The organism is Anaerosolibacter carboniphilus, assembly GCF_014205875.1.
Lineage (GTDB): Bacteria > Bacillota > Clostridia > Peptostreptococcales > Thermotaleaceae > Anaerosolibacter > Anaerosolibacter carboniphilus.
Window position 1 is genome coordinate 65,594 of the sequence record NZ_JACHEN010000019.1, and the last position, 21,344, is coordinate 86,937.

Sequence of the window (21,344 nt, forward strand, 5' to 3'; positions counted from 1 at the left end):
GATTAGGTTGTCAGCAACGCTGACAACCCTCTAAATTCATTATAGTGAATTTTCACTTCAAAATCAATTATTTTGGACGAATCACTGATATTACACATTTTTCTGGATCCAAATGCTTTCTAAAACGTTCACTAACCGTTTCAAAGCTGATTTCTTTTAGCACTTCGATATAGTCTAAAAGACTGATTCCTTTAAAATAATAGGGTACAAAAGTATTCGCAACAAATTCTACAGAGTTGTAATAGCCTAAATGTTGTCCAATTTGCTTTTTACGTATGCGATCAAAGTCATCATGGCACAGACCTTTTTCTTTCACCTCAGCAATATGTTCCAATATCTTATTCAATACCTCGTGGGGATTTTTTGATTCTCCACCCAACATCGAATGTCCATAATCAATTTCGCCAGTATACTCATGCTCAAAAGAATCGTTAATAAGCCCTTCTTCATAAAGCTGATTAAATAATTTGGAGCTCCTGCCAAATAACATCTCTAATACTATTCTTGTAGAAATATCCTTAACAAGTAGTTCTCTGCCGCGTAACCCATTGTCAATATCTTTAAACGCAATATTAAAAAGTGGAATCGATACTGCTAGTTTTTCTTCAACCTCTTTTTGCACGATGGTATCTGGCTCTTTAGGATACATTCTTTGAATACATTCGCCTTCCTTTACCTGCCCCTCTCCCAGAGTCTTGGCCACGAAATCAAATACTTCTTTTTTATCCAAAGCACCCACAATAAATAAAATCATATTTTGAGGTGTATAAAATGTATTGTAGCATGTATATAAGTCATCCTTGCTTATCCTATAAATACTCTCCACAGTCCCTGCAATATCGATTTTTACTGGGTGTTTATGGTACATAGCCTTCAAAGCATTAAAAAACACTTTCCAATTTGGATCATCCTCATACATTCTGATTTCCTGTGCGATGATTCCTTTCTCCTTCTCTACAGTCTCCTCTGTAAAATAGGGTGTCCTAACGAAATCAAGAAGAAGCTTCAAGTTTTCATAAAATCTATCAGTGGAGGAAAATAAATAACATGTTGATGTAAAATTAGTATAAGCATTCACATTGGAACCCAGTTCTGAAAACTTATCAAAAACGCTTCCCTCAGGCTCCTCAAAAAGCTTATGTTCCAGAAAGTGAGCAATGCCATCTGGCACAGTAATTACTTCTCCCTCTGAAGAAATCTTAAACTGGCTATCATTAGAGCCATAGTTTGTAGCAAAAACTGCATATTGTTTTGTATAGCCTTCTTTGGGCATAAAAAATACCTTTAATCCATCGGATAGCTCTGTAGAATATATAGTTTCTTGGAGTAAATCACTACCCATTACATCTATACGCATCTTATCTTCCCCCCTTCTTATCTCGGAGAAAGTAAATTGTATCCAATTCAATATGTTTGCTTGAAGTAATGATCGCTTCCTTCGTTACACTTCTTACTTTATTGATTATCTCATCAAGACTATCAGGATTATTACTAATCACTTGCGTATAATAAAAGTCTGCAAGCATTCCAGGCGAATCTGTCATCGCTTGCATAGAAGTTATGATTGAATTTTTAGCACTTTCAATGTCCTCAGAGGTAAAATTACCATTTTTCATCTCTTCAAGCTCTTTTCCGACCAATTCCACGGCCTTATCGTAGTTATCGAATTCAATCCCTGAACTAATCATCATCAAGGATTTGAATTTTTCAATTCTTGAGAATATGTAGTAGCATAAGCTCTCTTTCTCTCTGATATTTCTAAACAACTTCGAATTAGGTCCTCCACCTAAAATATTCGAAAACACCACCAAAGGGTGATAAAGCTCACTTTCAAAAGGCAGATTTGTTCTATATCCCAAGGTTAACTTCCCCTGAGAAACATCCATTTGATCTTCCACCTTCTTTACAGTTGCAGGTTTAAATTTAATTTCTTCTCGTTCGACAGATAGCTTATTCCCAGGTACGAAGGTTAGATGCTTCAAAATTAGATGCTCAACCACCGTTTCATCCATATCACCTACAACAAAAATATCTACTTTCGAATTGCCAATAACCTGTTGATAATGTTCATATAGAGACTGAGGAGAAATCTTCTCTAAATCTTCAACACTTCCATATTCATATAAAGAGAATTTCTCATCAGAACACATCTCCTCAATACAACGTTCAAGAGCATAGCTCATTTTATCATTGATTCTGCCCTCAATTCTCTCTTTCAAATTGTCTTTTTCTTGTTCAACATATTGAACATAGAATTGATCCTCTTGCAAATAAGGCTTATGAATGATTTCATTTAAGACAGACAGTCCTTTTTCAAAGACGTCCTTCTCTTCTAGATATTTATCACTAGCAAGTTGAAGGGCAAACTGAATAATATTTCTTTCGCCCTTTTTTGAAACGTCGCTACTAAGGGCTGCCCCATACAAGCCCTCCAATTCTTTTGAAATAGCCATTGAAGTGGCAAATCGCTCGGTTCCTCGAGGCAGAATCATAGAAAGCAAAGCATTTTTTGTAACCTCTTTCTTTTCTAAGGGCCTTTGTAGATACACACGAACCAAATTTGTTTTGAATTTATCTGTTTTTATAATATGTAGATGAATCCCCTGCCCTAGCTCTACTGGTGCCAATCGTTTCAGCAATTCCATCCCTCCACTACTTTCTTTATCGTTCTAGTTATTTAATCCATAGCTATTATTTATTATGGATATAATTTACCATAATATTCATTTCATATTCAACTAAATCCTTTCTATTCCTGCACATTTAATAACCTTATTCTATTCTCAAGTTCTTCAATCACTAAATCTTCAGTACCCCAGCCATCAATATATTCCATATTGAGATCTTGCTGCTCTTCTAACTTTTCCATAAACTTGTAAATATAACTTTGATTTTCAATTTTATCCAAGAAATCATGGATAGATATCAGATATATTTTTCCCACTCCATACAATCTCAACTGTTGGACAGCCTTCTCTAAGCCTTCTTTATCATTGACCATATCGAGTGCAATAATTTTCCTGCTTTCTATCCCCTGTTGCGTGAAGTAAGTCTTTACTCTTTCCATAAATAGCATCTCTCGTCTCATGTTAATTGTTCCTATCTTTGTATTAATTTTTTGGATATTACTACCAGCCATTAAAATAATACCGATATCACCCTCAGCCTTTTCTGGATTATTCCCTAGAGCTCTTTTTACTACTGCTTTTGCTATCTTCTCGCTGTTCCATAGTGATTCCCCATGTCGTACCATCGTTTTGCTGCGAATTAAATAAGGCATAATTCTATTATTTCCTTCAGCAATTGCTTCTAGTGATTCACCAATACTAATTGGCTGAACAATCACTTTATCATAGTTTTCTTTTAAAATGATCTGATCCATTACTTCATAGTAGTATGGATTGGCCTCAGCATAGGATATATATACATCGTAATGAGGTGATAAAAGCCCTCCTAGCTTTTCTTGAATCGAAATCGCTTTTTCTTGATATCGGCTTATCCGAAGGTGCTCATAAGCTTTTTTATACTGATATAGTTTCAAAGGAATTGTTATTTCTCTGAGTCCCTTTATTTCTTTTCTGTAATTGCGCAGGGCTAGGGATACATCATAGGTCGTAGATTCGCCATCAAAAACCAGTAGTACAGCTACGTTTTCTTTATTTCTCAAGCCCTTTAATTGTTCATCTAGTTTCTCTTCCATGGACATAAAGTCAATAATAGAATAAGCCAGAAACATACCTAAAAGTATGACTACTAGCATTCTTCGATAATAGCGCCAATCTATTTTGTTTTGTTGTACAACAAATCTATAGGTTAACACACTTATAAAAGCTATTGCTATTTTCTCATACGCTCCTGGAAAAACTAAATACGCTTGTATAGAAATACCAAAAACCAATGACAATAGTGCTTGTTTTAGGACTGTTAATTTCTTCATCACAGATCCCTCCTGCTTTATTCTATTGTCAGATTCTTGTAAATATGAAGAAAAGAATGGAGCCATAATATAACCCCATTCTTTTCTTACATAGATTCTTTCATGTCATTTAGCAAATCTTGTATCTCATCAGCCATTCCCGTCAAAGAATATCCCTTTGATATGTTTTGAGAGACACGACGAATTCGCTCAACCAATCCAGCATCGGCTGTAACATATACCCTATCAATCTGATTGTCTGTACTTTGTATTTTTCTTTCAATATCTTCTCTTAAGCCTCTACTAACAGTTCTTTTATTTTTCTCATTCGTCGTTACGCCAACCAAGGCTGTTCCATCCGTCACAACCACATAAGATTTATTTATTTCTGAAAACTTATCAATTTCACTCGTAATACGTTCTGCTCTGATGTTTAAATCATTTACATCTACTCTTCTTCGTGCCATACCTTCCTCATTGGTATATGGTACAGGCCTTCGAGCAGGCTGACATCCCATCACAAGCACTCCTATCATAAGCAGTGCTAACATCAATGCAATTGTTTTTTTCAAGTCCGCCACCTCCTAATTGTTATCAGTGAACTGCATTAAATATTGCTTGAATTTCTTCTTGTTTTGCATTGGGCAATTTTATTTTTAATTCTCTAATCATTTCATCATTAATGGTGGGTCTTTCTGTTTCTCCTAAAATTCTTGCACACACATTTCTGCTTAAATGAGAATCTCTATGATTATCTACATAATATAAGATTTCTTTAATTTGCTCTTTTCTATCCAAATTTATCACCTGTCCTTTATCCATTTATAAATAGTATAAGTAGATACAGTTTTAGATATTCTAAATGTAAACAAAGATAATTTGTTAATTTGTTGAACTAAATCCTTATATCAGTTATAATTTTTCTGTATGTATTTTGACCAAAGAAAGCTTTGAAAGGAAGATTATTTAATGAAATTAGGTATTGTAGGTTTACCAAACGTTGGTAAAAGTACTCTTTTTAACGCAATCACCAAAGCAGGGGCAGAATCGGCTAACTATCCATTCTGTACAATTGAACCCAATGTAGGTGTTGTATCAGTTCCAGATAAACGGTTGGATGTACTTCAACAAATGTATGATTCAAAAAAGCTTGTTCCTACTGCTATAGAATTTTATGACATCGCAGGATTGGTTAAGGGTGCCAGTAAAGGAGAAGGTTTAGGTAATAAATTTTTATCCCACATTCGTGAAGTAGCGGCCATTGTTCATGTAGTCAGATGCTTTGAAGATCAAAACATCGTTCATGTGGAAGGTACTGTCGGCCCACTTAGAGATATCGAAACGATCAATCTCGAATTAATATTTTCGGATTTAGAAGTGATTGAGCGTAGAATCCAGAAAACACAAAAGATGGTCAAATCTGATAAATCTGCTCAAGCAGAATTAGATTTACTCAATTTAATCAAGGACACTCTTGAAGGTGGAAAATCCGTAAGAGCGCTAGATCTTTCCACAGAGGAGCAAGAATTCGTAAAGAGCTTTGGCTTACTCTCTTACAAGCCTATTATTTACGTTGCCAATGTCTCTGAAGAAGATTTACTTGAAAACAACGGAGACAACAGCTTAGTGCAGCAGGTAAGAGAACACGCAAAATGTGAGAATGCTGAAGTCGTAGTGGTATGTGCAAAGATTGAATCTGAAATTTCCGAACTAGATGATTCAGAAAAACTTGAATTTTTACAGGAAATCGGTTTAGAAGAGTCAGGTCTTGATCGGCTCATCAAGGCAGGATATAAGCTACTAGGCCTCATCAGCTTTTTAACAGCTGGTCCCCAGGAAGTAAGGGCATGGACCATTCGAAAGGGTACAAAAGCACCTCAGGCAGCAGGAAAAATCCACTCTGATATTGAGAGAGGCTTTATCCGAGCAGAGGTAATCGCTTATGACGAACTGGTTGCTGCTGGCAGTATCAATGCTGCTAAAGATAAAGGTCTTCTACGCCTAGAAGGCAAGGAGTATGAAGTAAAAGATGGAGATGTAATTCTCTTTAGATTTAATGTGTAAAATCATCTATTTGTATTGTAGATTCATATGAAGCATCATAAAAGAAAGCAATGATTTTGGAAAAATCATTGCTTTCTTTTATGATGCTATAAAATATGAAGAGCCATTCACAACCATCATTTAATATTTTATGTGAAACGCTATTCCTTGAATCTCCTATTAAATAAAGTGAAATCTCTTATGATTATTTTCTAACAATATAATCAATAAATCCCTGTCTTATAAGTTCACCTTCATAGACTCTCTCTAAAATACGTACTTCTTTATATAAAATTTTCATATCTTCAAAATACCTGTCAGCTTCCGAATGAGTAAAATAAGAGTGTATCACTGGAACATCATCCATTTGTTCATACTCATTATCTCCAACACAAGGGCCTTCTCCACATCTGAAATCATCTGTAGATAAGAAATTTACAAACATTAATCCATTGGACTTTAAGACTCGTTTCATTTCTAGTATAGACTTCTCAATATCTACTTTTTTCATATGGAATATAGAGTTATACGAATATACATTTCCGAAGTGTTCATCAGGAAAAGGCAATGTTCTCATGTCCCCTAATTGTATCCCCAGACATTGACCATGTGAATCTCCAAATTTTTGAGCTCGTTTAAGCTGTTCTTCATCAAACTCTATTCCAGTTGTTTGATAACCATATTTTGAAAATAAACTGAGTGGTGGACAATCTCCCCCAGCACCACAATCCAATATGCGCTTATCACTATTCTCTTCATTACAAACCATTAGAAATCGATATAAAGGAATCTGTCTGAAAATCTTCTCCATGTTGGAACCCCCTAAATTCTTTATTTCCCGTAACGCTTCTCGATAGATCTATATCTTCTTTATGCTGTCTTTAATATATTCTACATTTTTCCAGCTGCTCCTGCCATCATGAATTATCATTTCAAATATTAAACAATAAGTGCTCTCCTAATGGAAAATAGAGATTAAAAAACCAGAAGTGTCCTTCTGGTTTTTACTCTCTATTTTCGTTTACCGATAAACATTTGTGTATATATATATCCATATTTTTCACTTGGTCGTACACCGATTCCAATATGAGTAAAATCGGGACTAAGAATATTCTGTCTATGTCCGCTAGAATTCATCAAAGCTTCATGGGCTTTCTCCACAGAAGAATTACCTGCCAAGTTTTCTCCGGCTGTTAGATATTCTATGCCAAAATTTTTCATCATATCAAAAGGGCTGCCATAGGTTGGAGAATAATGACTGAAATAGTCTTTATCTACCATATCCTGGGCTTTAATTCCTGCTACTCGAGCAACCTCTGAATCCACAGTTAAAGCAGATAATCCATTTTTCGTTCTTTCACGGTTCACCAAGTCTACCATCTGCTGCTCTTGAGAACCAAGTTTAGCTGTGGTAGCATTGGGTGTTGCTTGTACATTATTTTGTGTTCGTTGATTCTGTTGCGGCTGCTGTGCAGCTTGTTTGGGTAATTGATTCGTCTGATTCTGTTTTATTGTTTGAGGTTGTTGAGCCTTTGGCAGCTCCTTATTTTCTCCCTCTTTTACTATAGGGGTAGCATTGGTACCTTCTATAGCACCTACTTGATTGTTATCCAATTGGATAACATACCAACTACCGACCTGATCTAGTACCTTTACTACATCGTCTCTGTTTAGTGTTGCTACTGTGTTGAAGTTATTACCTGCACCTGCTTTAACAGGTGCTGATTCTGTAGTAATCCTACAGTTTCTAACTTCTCCGACTTCAAAAATTGAAGATTCCTGAGTTTCGCGATCCTGATCTTGAACTTTTTTGTTTTGCTGTTGTTTCGTCGCACCTTGCTGTGGCGTAGTTGGCTTTTGCTGTGGTTCTACAGTCGGAGAGCAAGCAGAAAATATCATACCAATTGCTAAAATTAAAATATATATTTTTTTCATTTTTATCACCTCAGTACTATTATTTCCCGTACAATAAGTTTGATAGATTTTAATATAGTCTAAAATCGTAGTAAATAATAGTATAGGTGTAATTATTATCCAGAAAGTTCACGTCATAGTATCATCTATTCGAATTTATTATAATCATAATATTTAGTATAATATAGAATATATGCTATCTTCTAATCATCTATATATCGAAAGCCCCACTTAAAAAGCTTACTCATCAAATGAAGCGGTTTATAAATAAATATTGATCTTAGTATATTCTTCTTTTCTCTTTGAATCATTATAGCTTCTTGTCCATAATCAAAGGTTAACAATTCATTTTCTTTCATCAGTGTAGCCATATTAGCACCTTCATCATAATAAAAATCATATCCCAAAAATGATGAAAGCTTTTCAAGCTTTTCAGCTCGTCTATCTTTCAAAACCGATTTATTCTCACCACTATCTACCAGAGGTACATCCTCAGATAAATTGGAAATCTTCCTCTTTGCATATTCAATATTCCCTACAATATCTCCATTCTTTAGAATCCGAGTGTCCCACTGCTGAGAAATCGCATTTAGTATCCCAATGACCTCCTCACCCTCTTTTCCTTCAACAGGTGTAGGCTGACAATGGTTTATTTTTACAGGTATAACATAGGAATTTAGGATCCCTTCTGGTCCAATCTCGAGATTAAAAATCATGGAAGTTCTACTCAATTGACTTGTTGAACTAAAAACAAAATTGCCTAAACTGTAAACGATAGGTTTATTTTTATAAAATTCAATTCCTTGTAACACATGGGGATGGTGTCCCATAATTACATCGGCTCCACTATCGATCATCATCCTTCCAAGTTTTATTTCATTCTGTTCTGGGTATTGAGCCAATTCCTTTCCCCAATGAACAGAAACGATCAAAAAATCCACCTGTTCTCTTGCCTTTCTGATTGTTTCAGATACTTGTTTTGTGTAATGATCATAAGCGCTTAAAATCCCAGGTCTTTTTTCCGTTGCATACCAGCTTACATCATAGATTACCCTTGAAAATGCCAAAAACCCTATTTTCATCCCTTTCATTTCCCATACAACTGGTTTCAAAGCTACTTCTATGTTTTTACCACCACCAGCATATTTAATCCCATATGCATCTAAATAGTTCAGCGTTTGTACAAATCCTTCTTGTCCGTAGTCTAAAATGTGATTATTGGCAATGGCTACACCATGCACCCCAGCATTGACCATCCCTTTCAAAGTCTCAGGCTTTGACTGGAATGTATATTGCTTATTTATATCAATTTGCCCCCCAATGCCCACAGAGGTTTCCAGATTTCCCAATACCAAATCACTGGCTCCAAAAATTGAGGTTGCTTTCTCCCATGGATAATCTACATCATTATTCTCTATATATTGAGCTACTGCACGATCTAGCAAGATATCTCCCACTAAAGATATTCGCAGCGTATCCTGAGGTTTTTCTTGTCCATAAGCGACTTGACTGAAGCATAATATAAAAATTAAAATAATTGCTACCGTCTTTTTAGGCATAGCTACATCACTCCCATATCATCACGGTTTAACGATGTTTTATGTAACTTGTCTATTTTCTATACATCCTGCAGAATCATCAAAATTTTTATTAACTAATCATCTATTCTCAGTATAAATTAAGGACGCTGCTTTGAGAACAAAAAAGAAAAAAAAGAATGGTTTTCACCATTCTTTAATAACCGCTATTTCCTGTATCCATACCATTTACTACTGCTACAGAAGCACTAACCCCTAGACGACTGGCGCCTGCTTCAATCATCGCTATTGCCGTTTCATAATTACGAATACCTCCAGAAGCTTTTACACCCAGGCGATCGCCCACAACACGTCTCATAAGCTTCACATCTTCTATGGTCGCTCCACCAGTTGAAAAGCCAGTTGAAGTTTTTACGAAGTGAGCGCCTGCTTCCATAGACAACTCGCAAGCTTTAATCTTTTCTTCCTCAGTTAGCAAAGAAGTCTCAATGATCACCTTCAAAAGAATATCTTTTTGTAGAGCATCAACCACACGCATGATATCTTCTCTGACATAATCATATTCCTTATCCTTAAGTGCACCAATGTTGATTACCATATCTATTTCATTTGCACCGTTTTCAATTGCTATTTCAGTTTCATAAGCCTTGGCCTTCATGTCCATAGCACCTAGAGGAAATCCTACCACAGCCGTTATCTTTACATCGCTACCCTGTAATTGTTCCTTTACCAGAGGCACATAGGATGAATTAACACAAACCGAGTAAAATCCATATTCCTTTGCTTCGTCACAAATACGAACCACATCTTTTTTTTGTGTCTCAGGCTTTAAGATGGTATGATCAATGTACTTGGCAATATTCATAGAAATAACCTCCAGTTTTATTATAAAATCTCAGCAATATCTCCATTCTTTAATCCTGCAGCATTTCCTTCATCAATATCCACGTGCATTTCAAGGGCATATGTTTCATGAACTCTGACAAGCACATTGTCAAAAATCAATCCTCTTTTGCCATCAACTCTCACACAGACAACTTGCTTATCTACCAATCCCATTCTAGCAGCGTCAGAAGTATGCATATGGATATGTCTAGCTGCAGCAATAATTCCTTTATCTATTGTAACTTCACCCTTTGGTCCTCTAATCACTGCACCTGGACTACCTTCAAGATTACCAGAGTCCCTTACAGGCGGTGTAACGCCTAATACAAAGCCATCTGTCAGAGATATTTCGATTTGTGTTTCACCTCTAGCTGGTCCTAAAACCCTTACACCTGCCAGTGTACCCTTCGGGCCAACAATATCAACTTTTTCATTGGCAGCATATTGTCCTGGTTGAGATAAATCCTTCATCTTGGTCAATTCATAACCTTCACCAAAAAGAATATCGATATGTGTCTTGCTCAGATGAAGATGCCTGTTGGATAATCCTACAGGTACTTGCATGTTGTTCATGAAAATCCCTCCTACATTTATATCATTTAAATTGAACATAATGTATACATAATACGCATATATTATATCTCTATCACTCTAAAAAATCAAATGCATAAACAGCAATACTAACAAAATTCCTTAATTTAATTTTGCCCAAATAAACAGTAAAAACTTTCTCTCTTGCTATTTTATCAATTTTTCCTGTACTGCATTCACTTTACCTTCCATTGATGCTGCCTTATCTCTGCGATCATCGATTTTTATTGTAGTCGATACTCTTAATGCACCTTCCTGAAAAGGCACCTCATGCATCTTCCTTATCGCTTGTAGTATCAAATCTAAATCACCTTCAATAATCGTACCCATAGGTGTCAGTTGATACTGAATCCCCTTCTGTTCTTGGAGTACTTTATGACAAGCAGCCACATAATGGCTAATGCTTGTTGTAGCCGTTCCTAAAGGTACAATTGTAGTTTCAACAATTGCCATTCTTTTCACCTCCTATAATTTTACCAATTCTTTGCCAATATCATATGCTCTATCAAGGATATCCTTTCGTTCTCCTGTAAAGAACTCGTCGGTATTATCTACAAGCAAATTATGAGTATATTCTGTATTGATGGCTTTGAAAAACAGATCCATCACAACCGTAGCGCCTATAAACCCATCCTCAGATTGTTTTGCGCCTCCTGTACAGACAAAGACACCCTTGCGCGCTCTATTTTTATCAATTGAAGGCTGATTGAATACATATTTGCTTGACCAAAATGCTTGACAACGATCGATCATCATTTTTGTAATTCCAGTAACAGAATTAAAATAGAGAGGTGATCCTATCACGATGATATCAGACTGATTAAATTTTTCGTAAATTTCTGTCATGTCATCCTTTATGAAGCATAATCCTGTTTTACCACATGCATTACATGAAATACATGGACTTATCGTTAATTTGCCAAGCTGTATTTTTTCAATTTCAATCACTTCAGTAGATAATCCCCTTATAATTTGCTCAAGAAGGATATCTGTATTCATTTTACTTCTAGGACTCCCTAGTACAACCAATGCTTTCATCCAATCAGCCTCCCTAACCTAACTAAATAATCTACCCTTTTATCTTACTATAAAGCGATCTCAATTCCAAGGTCGTGCTTCCTTACTTTACCAAAAGAAAAAAGAGCACCAAGTGCTCTTATTCTGCTCCCCATTTTCCTTTTTTCATATGGATTTCCAGCTCAGCAACAATCATTTTTCTTAAGAAAATAGCTTGTTCCTTTGCCTTATTAAATATTGCCACACATCCTGGATCTAAATCATCTTCAATGCCTGCATCTGCAATATCTTCAACCTCTTGAAGCACATTATAAAGCTCCATATGTAATCCATTGCTAAATTCTGAGCGCACAACTTTCGTTGTATCTTCTTCTTTTAACTCAATAAACTTCTCTTTTGGTGCCCCACACTTTGGGCACTTTTCAGGTGCCGCATCTCCTGTGTGGATATAATTACAGACTTCACACTTAAACAATTTCATTTCTATCATCCTCTCCTAACAATTTCATCATTACAAATATATACTTATCCATTTCCTTTATGCCTCAAACATTTTTAACAAAAAAATTTCGAGTTTTCCAAATAACTATCGAATGGCATCAATTCTATTTACAATTTCGTCCTCGCTTAGTTCATCGGCATTTAGCATAATCACAAACTGATTGTTGGAAGGCATTCTTTCACTTGTCATGGTGGGAGGTTGTGCATACCCTACATTCTCTGAATACACAAGGGCATCAATAGGTTCATCTGAACTATTATAATCCGTTACATAATAGCCCTTATTCCTTAGTCGATTTGCAATACCATCCAGTCCACCTTGAACAGCTACAACTTTACTATGCATCCTATAACCTCCTGAATTTCTCATTTTTTTATAGTTTTCTCATTTTTTCTATAAATATTCAGAAAGTATATCATCGTTTTTTTCCATGTAAAAAGAATCTCCTTTTAAATATCCAGTTGGTATTAGGAGATTCTTTTATTTCGTTGTCTCAAATCCATATGTAGCTTGATTAACCCATTGCCCGTTCCAGCTTATCGAGATGCTGCAAAGGAAACATTCTTAACAACTCTTTGAATTGTTCCACCGTAAGACCTTGTGTAGTTGTATAAATTTCTATTTTTTCATCCACACTGGCATTCCTAAATTTTTCCTTGATCTGCTCAAAATTTACAGCGGCTTCCATCATATCCCTCCTTTGTTTAACTAGCTACTAGACAATATTAGTATAGGAGTTCTAATGACTTTTTATTCCCGCTTATCTATTTTCATTGAAAATCATACCAATTATACGCTTTATTTCTCGTATACCTCTCTTTTTAAGATTGCCACATAGGGTAAGTTTCTGTATTGTTCCGCATAATCAATTCCATAACCAACAATAAACTCATCAGGAATATCAAATCCTTTATAATCTACAGGGATGTCCACCCTGCGCCTTTCAGGCTTATCCAGCAAAGTACATATTTTTAGGCTACTTGGTTTTCTCGATAATAAATTATCATATAAATAATGTAACGTTAGTCCAGTATCAATGATGTCCTCAACGACTAAGACATCTTTTCCTTCGATACTGTAATCTAAATCCTTTATGATTCTTACAACACCTGAACTCTGCGTAGACAATCCATAGCTAGATACTGCCATAAAATCTATCTTGACTGAGGTTTCAATCTTGCGCATTAAATCGCTCATAAATACATTGGCACCTTTTAAAACGCCAATCATCAATAAATCTTTTCCTTGGTAATCCTTTGTAATCTGATGTCCAAGTTCAGTTATTTTCTCATCTAATTGGGCTGGAGTAAATAAAACTTCCTCAATATCTTTTTCCATAGGCTTCACCTCACTAATATTACTATGGTCATTATAGCATATTTTTATAATAAATGTACATTTTTATGTTTTTTAAATTTATTGTTCGTGTTTCTAACTAAAACAAAAACCACCTATTGAGATGGTTTTTGAAATTCTACATATTTTAATTCAGACTCTAGATATCTTGCCAAAGCATATATTACATCGGATAATCGATTTACATATTTGATTAAAACATCACTTACCTCTTCATGTCTACTCAATGTTAAAATCCTTCTCTCTGCTCTCCTACATACAGTTCGAGCTACATGTAAAGCTGCACTGGCTTTGTTGCTACCGGGTATAATGAACTTATCTATTTTATCTATTTTCTCGAGATACGTGTCAATGATTCTCTCTAAACTTTGAACATGCCCCTCATGGATCTTCTCTGGAAATTTCTCGCGATCTCTGGTAGCTAATTCTCCAGCCACATCGAAAAGCTCTCTCTGTATGTTATACAGTATCTCAACAACATCCTTATCCTCAACAAAATTCCTTGCAAACCCTAGATTAGAATTCAATTCATCTATGGTACCATAGCTCTCCACTCTAAGGCTGTCCTTATCTATCCTTGTACTATCATATAAGCTGGTTTGGCCTTTATCTCCTGTTTTAGTATATATTTTCATGAAAGTATTACCTCCTTTGACTTCTTTCATAAATATAATACCCAAATCTCCTTGAGTTACACACCATTATCTACATAAAAAGAACAACATCCCCTGAGGGATGTGCTATTCATCATCAATTCTATAATCCACATCATCAATAATCTTCCCTTTATCAAATTCCTTGGAGATTTCTGAAGGAAGATATTTTTCTAATTCATCAGAAATACGAGATATAATATATGTGATCAGTACAGCATCATCAACAAACCCTAGGCCTAACACTGGATCTGGGAGAATATCAAAGGGACTTACAACATAAACAATACCCAAAACAACCATAGCCTTTTTCCAGAGTAGTGTTTGAGGATCCTTGAGATACTTAGGTAAAAGACCAATTTTTCTTATTAACGTCCATAATGCCCTCATCCAAGTCTGCTTATTGCTACGACTTCTGCTCATTTGTTTGCCTCCCCTCTAACACTATTTTAACTTAGGATATGTTGGTTTTCAATGAATTATTTAGGATAGTCGAGTACGCTAACTCTTTCTTAAAAATATTACTCACTCTCACCGAGCTAAGAATTGGATTCACTATATTTTTGGTTTTTTCCAAGATACGCCTCTCGTATAGAAGGGTCTTTAATTAATTCATTTCCTGTGCCAGCTTTTACAATTCTCCCCTGCTCTAGCACATAAGCCTTATCAGCGATAGAAAGTGCTTTGTATGCGTTTTGCTCAACCAATAGTATTGTCTTGTTCATATTCTTAATATCCTTAATAATTTCAAATATCGTCTTTACCAATAAAGGTGCAAGTCCTAGAGAAGGTTCATCTAGCAGTATTAACTCTGGACTACTCATCAATCCCCTTCCTATTGCCAGCATCTGCTGTTCACCACCACTAAGAGTTCCTGCAATTTGGTCTATTCGTTCTGCCATTCTAGGAAAGAGTTCATATACTTTTTTCAAATCTTTTTGCACCCCGCTTTTATCTTTTCTTAGATAGGCGCCCATCATCAAATTATCTTTCACTGTTAGATTTGCAAAAATAAGTCTCCCCTCTGGTACTTGGGATATTCCTGCGGCCACAATTTTATGAGGTATCTGGGATAAGCTCTGCCCTTTAAATAATATTTGTCCTTCTTTAAACTGAATCATCCCAGTGATGGCATTTAGTAAGGTCGATTTGCCTGCACCATTGGCTCCGATGATAGATACGATTTGTCCTTGCTCTATATCAACATCTACACCTCTTAAAGCATGAATTCCTCCATAATATACATGTAAGTTTTCTACTTTTAGCAATGCTCTTCCTCCTCTCCTAGATATGCTTCTCTAACCTTCGGATTTTCTTGAATTTCTTGAGCAATGCCATCTGCTAATTTGCGACCAAAATTTAGAACCATGATTCTATCACAAATTCCCATAATGAGATCCATATGATGCTCAATAACAACAATTGATAAGCCAAATCGAGTTCTGATTTCTTTAATCAATTCCATAAGTTTTATTGTTTCATCTGGATTCATTCCAGCAGCAGGCTCATCCAAAAGGAGTAGACTAGGATTCAGAGCAAGAGCCCGCGCAATCTCAAGTCTGCGCTGCATACCATAGGGTAGGTTTGATGCTATGATATCTTTTTGACTGCTTAGCCCTAAAATTTCCATCAGTTCCTGTGCCTTTATATGGAGTTTTGCCTCTTGCTCCTTATATTTAGCATTCCTTAACATAGTGTCCAAAATGCCATAGTTGGCATTGTCATGGCATGCTGTCAAAATATTTTCGTAGGTGGTTAGCTTCTTAAAGAGTCTGATATTCTGAAAGGTTCTTGTAATCCCACCTTGTGCAATTTTATAGGGCTGAAGGCCATGAATGGAATGATTCTGAAAATAAATTTCACCTTGAGATATTTTATAAATTCCTGTGATAAGATTGAAAATAGTAGTTTTCCCAGCTCCATTGGGACCTATAAGACCAAAGATGCTATCCTTTTCCACTTCGAAGCTTACATTGCCTACAGCTGTCAGTCCCCCAAAGTTTTTCGTCACATTTTTAAATTCTAGTATATTCATTTTCTATCTCCCTCCCATATCTTGATGGATTTTACTTTTTTTCACGAATCGGAAGAGAAGGTGTTTTATATTGGAAGGTGTGAGTTCATATCCCCCCATAAGTCCTTGCGGTCTAGATATCATGATAAAAATCACAGCAGCACCATAGACTACTAGCCTCCATTTATCAAAGCTTCTCAAAGCTTCTGGCAAAGCGGTTAGTATGATTGCGCCTAAAGCACTTCCTGAAATACTTCCCAGCCCTCCAAAGATAACAATGATTGTCAATTCCGTTGACTTAACAATTTGAAACATCTTTGGCTGTAAAAAACCTAAATAATGTCCGTATAGGCCCCCAGCTACGCCCGCATAGAGAGCACTGATCATCAATGACTTCATTTTATATCGAAAAACATCAATTCCAATAATTTGGGAAGCTAATTCCTCTTCCCGAATGGCAATCATATTTCTTCCATGCCGTGAGCGGATAAGAAATACTAAAAAGATAATACCTAGCATGTCAATGATCAGCACATTCAGTAAGTTTGTATGTAAAGGAATACCAGGCCACCCTCTGGCACCTCCAAAATATTGTACATTGTCAAGAATTAATCGAATGGCTTCCCCTAATCCCAGCGTAGCAATACAGAAGTAATCTCCTTTAAGATTTAATGTCAATTTCCCTATGAAGAAGCTAGCAAGAGCTGCAGCTATTCCCCCAATCCCGAGGGCCATCAAGAATGGCATATGAAAGTGAATTGTCATGACTGCAGTTATATAGGCACCTATAGCCATGAAACCAGCATGACCGAAGGAAAATAGCCCTGTAAATCCTGTTAATAGTGAAAGGCCTAACACAGCCAGAAGATTTATACCTGATAGAATCAAAATTCCCTTAATATAAAACCAATTCATTATGCTCCCCCCTTATGCCTTATCCTCTGTAGTTTTTCCCATTAAACCTATCGGACGAACAACCAAAATGAATATTAATAATGCAAAGGCAATCAAGTCTCTATACTGTGATGAGATATAGCCTGATGTAAGCGTTTCTATAATTCCTAATAAAATAGATCCTATTACTGCTCCTGGCAAGCTTCCCAAGCCTCCAAACACTGCAGCAATGAATGACTTCATTGTGATAAATCCTATTTGGGGATATACTGTATATTTCATGCCAAACAACACCCCTGCAATTCCTCCTAGAAGGCCACCGAGACCAAATACGATCATAATGATTTGATCCGTATTAACACCCATAAGGGCACTTGCCCTCACGCTATAAGCCGTTGCTCGAATAGCCGTGCCCACCTTTGTTCTCTCAATAATATATATAAGGGCTGCTAAGCTGATCGTCGAAATAATACACATGATTAAATCCAATCTACCTAAGGATAGATTTCCCAAAGTGATTGGCTGAGGCGAAAAGATTTTTGGATATGTCTTAAACGTAGGTCCAATTGTTGCAATCACAATATTTTCAAGAAAAATCGATGCCCCCATGGCTGAAATAATGAAATATAGAAATGGAGCATTTCTTTTTCTCAATGGACTGTATGCCACCCTCTCAATTATCAGCGCCAATACACCTGTGCCTAAGCCGGCAAATCCAAAGGCTATCAGGAATGGTAGTTTAAATGCTGTAATTAGAAAAAAACCCATATAAGCTCCCATCATGATGACGCCCCCATGGGCAAAGTTACTAAAATTCATAATGCTATACACTAGGGAATACCCAACAGCCATCAAAGCGTAGACGCTGCCAATAGATAAGCCGTTAATAATTTGCTGCATAAAAGCAGACATTGACCTCACCCCTTATTCCATGGTTATAATAAGACCTTCGTTTCCTAGATATCAAGAGAGAGGGGTTAAACCCTCCCTCTTACTTTGCCGAAAATTTTTGTTGGAATACATATTCTCCGTTTACCATTTTAATAATGGCCGCGTCCTTACCTTCAGGATTGTGAGTATCCTTGCTGATGCTGATTTGCCCAGTAATTCCTTTTACACTTGTGGTTTCCAAGGCATCCTTAATCGCTATAGAATCAACGCTATTTGCCTCATTCACTGCCGCTTCTAATAATTTAACAGCATCATAAGCCATATAACCATTTAATTCCACTGCAATATTGTATTTAGCTCTATATGCGTCTTTGAAATCCTGTACTTCTGGGTCATTAAAATCTAGATGGTTGACAATATAGCTGCCTTCAATGGCGTCCTTTGCCATTTCAACTAGGACATCAGAAGGCCATCCATCTCCGCCCATAAGAACTGCATTCATTCCTAATTCTCTAGCTTGATTTGCACTGAGAGCTACTTCTTTAAAGAAGTATGGCATGAATATAATTTCTGGATTTACCTCCTTGATCTTGCTTAATTGAGGTCTAAAATCTACATCTCCAGATTTAAACGCCTCTTTGGCAACGATTTCCCCGCCCTTCTCAACAAAGGTCTTTTCGAAAAATTCTGTTAAACCTTGAGAATAGTCATCGGCTACATCATATAAAATCGCAGCCTTCTTCAGGTTAAGAACATCCACCGCATAACCTGCAGCTACAGCTCCTTGATATGGATCTATAAAACATACCCTAAAGTTAAAGGGCTTCACTTTGCCGTCCACTACAGTGACCTTTGGATTGGTTGCAACTGTAGCAATATCTGGCACCTTCATTTCCTCCAATACTGAAGAAATGGCTATGGCCTGGCCACTGGCATTTGGTCCTATGATGGCAATAACTTTATCCTGGGAGGTCAGTCTCTTCACAGCATTTACAGCTTCTGCTGCATCTCCACGGGTGTCATATCCAATGACTTCCACTTGTTTGCCTAGCAGACCACCTTTGGCATTGATTTCTTCAAACATCATCTTCACAGTATTCAATTCACATTGCCCCCATACGGCTTGATCTCCTGTCAATGAGCCGATCCAGCCTACCTTTACAACTTCGGGGGCAGAAGGTTCACTGGTATTTTCTTGTGCAGGTTTAGGTGTACAGCCAGCCATGCCCAAGGACAATATCAATAGTAGAACTAGCATCATAGAACAAATTCTTTTTTTCATCATATCCCCTCCCCATTATAATGAAACTTTTTGCCAAATTACATGATCATCTTTAAAACCCTTTGATGGTTTCATTTTCATTTTGACGAAAGTTTCAATTTGTAAATTAATATTATAGAAGGTGGACAAATATGAAGGAATAATTTTTTTATATGGGAATTTTATTTATTACCATAACTCTAGCCTAATATATGCTGTAGAAAATGAAAAAAGATAGGGTAATTCACCCTATCTATCTACCGTTAGCCGGCTCTGCATTTATTTTTTTTCCTCGAATGCGCATTTTATTCATACGCTTAATAACTCTCTCTGCTTCTTCCACAGGTACTTCTACAAAAGTATACTTATCAAATATATCAATCGTACCTACACGATTTCCTGGTAAACCAGCTTCATTGGCAATAGCTCCCAAAATATCTCCAGCCCTTACACGATCTCTCTTACCCACATTCATAAACAATCTAGCCATTCCAGCCTCAGAAGCACCAGTATCCTCTAGTGGATCTTCATTATTCCCTGTAAGACTGATTTTATCCCTTTCCATCAATAGCTTCGCCAATGCTGCTGCTACATCAATGGAGCTATATTCTTCTGTCAACTTCTCCACCATACCAGTGTATGCAGTTAGATGGCCCTCTTGTATGGTTTTGATAATTCTGTTAGAGAAAGTCTCTCGTTGTCTTTCCGCAATATCATTGAGGGAAGGAATTGGCTTTCTTCTTATTTTGGTCTTCGTAAATCTCTCAATAGTCTTTAATAGACTAATTTGTCTTCCAGTTACGAAGGTATAGGATACGCCTGTTTTTCCAGCACGACCCGTTCTTCCGATCCTGTGAACATAATATTCGATATCTTCTGGAATATCATAATTGATTACCAAATTTACATTGTCCACATCTATTCCTCTTGCTGCAACATCCGTTGCAATCAAGACTTCAATGGTTCCTTCCCTAAACTTTTTCATCACCCGATCTCTTTGGCTCTGTTTCAAGTCTCCATGGATTCCTTCTACAAAATATCCTCTACTCTGTAGGCTTTCAACCAATTCATCTACACCTTTTTTCGTTCTACAGAAAATCACGGACAAACCTGACTTTTCCATATCCAAAATTCGGGATAAAACCTCAAGCTTATCCTTTTCTTTTACTTCAAAATAATACTGTTCAATCAGAGGAACTGTAAGTTCCTGATGAACAACCTTAATTTTTTTAGGCTTTTTTTGATAATTTTTTGCTAAATCCTCAATTTCTCTTGGCATTGTGGCCGAAAACAGCACTGTTTGTCTGCCCTCAGGCGTCTCATTCAAGATACTTTCAATATCTTCTAAAAAGCCCATATCCAGCATTTGATCGGCTTCATCTAATACAACAATTTGAATATCCTGAAGCTTGATTGTTTTTCTACGTATATGATCCAAAAGTCTGCCAGGTGTTCCTACCACAATTTGAACACCTGACTTTAGCGCCTTTATTTGCCGTTCGATGGGTTGTCCACCATATATGGCTAGGGTTTTTACACCATGCATATGTTTTGCAAACTTACGGATTTCATCTGCCACCTGCATGGCAAGCTCCCTCGTCGGTGTCATGATCAGGGCTTGAGGATTTCTCGTGTTAAGATCCAACGCTTGCAGTATAGGCATACCAAAAGCAGCTGTTTTACCAGTTCCGGTCTGGGCTTGGCCAACAATATCTCTACCTTCTAGCATATCCGGTATTGCGGCTTTTTGGATCGGTGTAGGCTCTTCAAATCCTAAATCATCTATAGCCCTAAGTATTTCATTTCTTAAACCTAATTCGTTAAATGTTATCATTTCCATCTTTTCTCATCTCTCCTAATTTCTATATC

At 36.6% G+C, this 21,344-nt stretch carries 24 protein-coding genes and 1 pseudogene; 1 reads left to right on the top strand and 24 read right to left on the bottom strand.

The features are described 5' to 3' along the window. Positions 1-67 precede the first annotated feature (67 nt). The 5 genes from yfmH to HNQ80_RS15250 all read right to left on the bottom strand — a co-directional run bounded on the left by yfmH (position 68) and on the right by HNQ80_RS15250 (position 4,738). On the bottom strand, positions 68-1,357 hold the full coding sequence (gene yfmH, locus HNQ80_RS15230; RefSeq protein ID WP_184311536.1) for an EF-P 5-aminopentanol modification-associated protein YfmH: 1,290 nt from the start codon (positions 1,355-1,357) through the stop codon (positions 68-70). Position 1,358: 1 nt separating this feature from the next. After that, complete coding sequence (gene yfmF, locus HNQ80_RS15235; protein WP_184311537.1) at positions 1,359-2,639, bottom strand: EF-P 5-aminopentanol modification-associated protein YfmF; 1,281 nt, start codon at positions 2,637-2,639, stop codon at positions 1,359-1,361. Positions 2,640-2,749: 110 nt separating this feature from the next. Next, a complete protein-coding gene (locus tag HNQ80_RS15240; RefSeq protein WP_184311538.1) occupies positions 2,750-3,937 on the bottom strand; it encodes a hypothetical protein in 1,188 nt (395 codons plus the stop codon). Positions 3,938-4,023: 86 nt separating this feature from the next. Next, a complete protein-coding gene (locus tag HNQ80_RS15245) occupies positions 4,024-4,488 on the bottom strand; it encodes a YhcN/YlaJ family sporulation lipoprotein (protein ID WP_184311539.1) in 465 nt (154 codons plus the stop codon). Between the two features lie 22 nt (positions 4,489-4,510). Continuing rightward, positions 4,511-4,738, bottom strand: coding sequence for a hypothetical protein (locus tag HNQ80_RS15250; protein WP_207727032.1), 228 nt, complete (start codon positions 4,736-4,738; stop codon positions 4,511-4,513). Between the two features lie 147 nt (positions 4,739-4,885). Between HNQ80_RS15250 and ychF the strand changes: the two genes are divergently transcribed. Further along, complete coding sequence (gene ychF, locus HNQ80_RS15255) at positions 4,886-5,980, top strand: redox-regulated ATPase YchF (protein WP_184311541.1); 1,095 nt, start codon at positions 4,886-4,888, stop codon at positions 5,978-5,980. 184 nt (positions 5,981-6,164) lie between these two features. Here ychF and HNQ80_RS15260 read toward each other — a convergent pair whose 3' ends face one another. From HNQ80_RS15260 to HNQ80_RS15350, 19 genes and pseudogenes are all read right to left on the bottom strand, one after another. Next, the gene (locus HNQ80_RS15260; protein WP_184311542.1) at positions 6,165-6,770 is read right to left on the bottom strand and encodes a class I SAM-dependent methyltransferase; all 606 of its coding nucleotides are present in this window, start codon (positions 6,768-6,770) and stop codon (positions 6,165-6,167) included. A 200-nt stretch (positions 6,771-6,970) separates the two neighbouring features. Beyond that, a complete protein-coding gene (locus HNQ80_RS15265) occupies positions 6,971-7,894 on the bottom strand; it encodes a CAP domain-containing protein (protein ID WP_184311543.1) in 924 nt (307 codons plus the stop codon). Between the two features lie 182 nt (positions 7,895-8,076). Beyond that, positions 8,077-9,432, bottom strand: a complete 1,356-nt coding sequence (locus HNQ80_RS15270) for a CapA family protein (RefSeq protein ID WP_184311544.1) — start codon at positions 9,430-9,432, stop codon at positions 8,077-8,079. Between the two features lie 175 nt (positions 9,433-9,607). After that, positions 9,608-10,276: a deoxyribose-phosphate aldolase gene (deoC, locus tag HNQ80_RS15275; RefSeq protein ID WP_184311545.1), complete on the bottom strand. Its 669-nt coding sequence runs from the start codon at positions 10,274-10,276 to the stop codon at positions 9,608-9,610. 20 nt (positions 10,277-10,296) lie between these two features. Then, on the bottom strand, positions 10,297-10,860 hold the full coding sequence (pduL, locus tag HNQ80_RS15280) for a phosphate propanoyltransferase (RefSeq protein ID WP_184311575.1): 564 nt from the start codon (positions 10,858-10,860) through the stop codon (positions 10,297-10,299). A gap of 174 nt (positions 10,861-11,034) precedes the next feature. Continuing rightward, positions 11,035-11,340, bottom strand: coding sequence for an MTH1187 family thiamine-binding protein (locus HNQ80_RS15285; RefSeq protein WP_184311546.1), 306 nt, complete (start codon positions 11,338-11,340; stop codon positions 11,035-11,037). A 12-nt stretch (positions 11,341-11,352) separates the two neighbouring features. Further along, the gene (locus tag HNQ80_RS15290) at positions 11,353-11,925 is read right to left on the bottom strand and encodes a flavodoxin family protein (protein WP_184311547.1); all 573 of its coding nucleotides are present in this window, start codon (positions 11,923-11,925) and stop codon (positions 11,353-11,355) included. Positions 11,926-12,043: 118 nt separating this feature from the next. Further along, the gene (locus HNQ80_RS26295) at positions 12,044-12,385 is read right to left on the bottom strand and encodes a rubredoxin-like domain-containing protein (RefSeq protein WP_184311548.1); all 342 of its coding nucleotides are present in this window, start codon (positions 12,383-12,385) and stop codon (positions 12,044-12,046) included. A gap of 105 nt (positions 12,386-12,490) precedes the next feature. Further along, a complete protein-coding gene (locus HNQ80_RS15300; RefSeq protein WP_184311549.1) occupies positions 12,491-12,751 on the bottom strand; it encodes a YkuS family protein in 261 nt (86 codons plus the stop codon). Between the two features lie 169 nt (positions 12,752-12,920). Next, complete coding sequence (locus HNQ80_RS15305; protein WP_184311550.1) at positions 12,921-13,094, bottom strand: hypothetical protein; 174 nt, start codon at positions 13,092-13,094, stop codon at positions 12,921-12,923. Between the two features lie 110 nt (positions 13,095-13,204). Next, the gene (gene hpt / locus HNQ80_RS15310) at positions 13,205-13,744 is read right to left on the bottom strand and encodes a hypoxanthine phosphoribosyltransferase (protein ID WP_207727033.1); all 540 of its coding nucleotides are present in this window, start codon (positions 13,742-13,744) and stop codon (positions 13,205-13,207) included. A gap of 113 nt (positions 13,745-13,857) precedes the next feature. Continuing rightward, a complete protein-coding gene (locus HNQ80_RS15315) occupies positions 13,858-14,397 on the bottom strand; it encodes a cob(I)yrinic acid a,c-diamide adenosyltransferase (protein WP_184311552.1) in 540 nt (179 codons plus the stop codon). A gap of 105 nt (positions 14,398-14,502) precedes the next feature. Beyond that, a complete protein-coding gene (locus HNQ80_RS15320) occupies positions 14,503-14,838 on the bottom strand; it encodes a YkvA family protein (RefSeq protein ID WP_184311553.1) in 336 nt (111 codons plus the stop codon). Positions 14,839-15,200: 362 nt separating this feature from the next. After that, a pseudogene (locus HNQ80_RS15325) lies at positions 15,201-15,683 on the bottom strand (ABC transporter ATP-binding protein); the annotation flags it as partial. Further along, positions 15,677-16,450 (bottom strand): ABC transporter ATP-binding protein, encoded by a 774-nt coding sequence (locus HNQ80_RS15330; protein WP_184311555.1) that lies wholly within the window; start codon positions 16,448-16,450, stop codon positions 15,677-15,679. The pseudogene HNQ80_RS15325 and the gene HNQ80_RS15330, both read right to left, overlap by 7 nt. 3 nt (positions 16,451-16,453) lie before the next feature. Further along, positions 16,454-17,344, bottom strand: coding sequence for a branched-chain amino acid ABC transporter permease (locus HNQ80_RS15335; RefSeq protein ID WP_184311556.1), 891 nt, complete (start codon positions 17,342-17,344; stop codon positions 16,454-16,456). A gap of 12 nt (positions 17,345-17,356) precedes the next feature. Further along, entirely contained in the window at positions 17,357-18,235 is an 879-nt protein-coding gene (locus tag HNQ80_RS15340; RefSeq protein WP_184311557.1) for a branched-chain amino acid ABC transporter permease, read from the bottom strand. Positions 18,236-18,314: 79 nt separating this feature from the next. After that, complete coding sequence (locus HNQ80_RS15345; protein ID WP_184311558.1) at positions 18,315-19,496, bottom strand: ABC transporter substrate-binding protein; 1,182 nt, start codon at positions 19,494-19,496, stop codon at positions 18,315-18,317. 232 nt (positions 19,497-19,728) lie between these two features. Beyond that, the gene (locus HNQ80_RS15350; protein ID WP_184311559.1) at positions 19,729-21,315 is read right to left on the bottom strand and encodes a DEAD/DEAH box helicase; all 1,587 of its coding nucleotides are present in this window, start codon (positions 21,313-21,315) and stop codon (positions 19,729-19,731) included. Between the last annotated feature and the right edge of the window lie 29 nt (positions 21,316-21,344).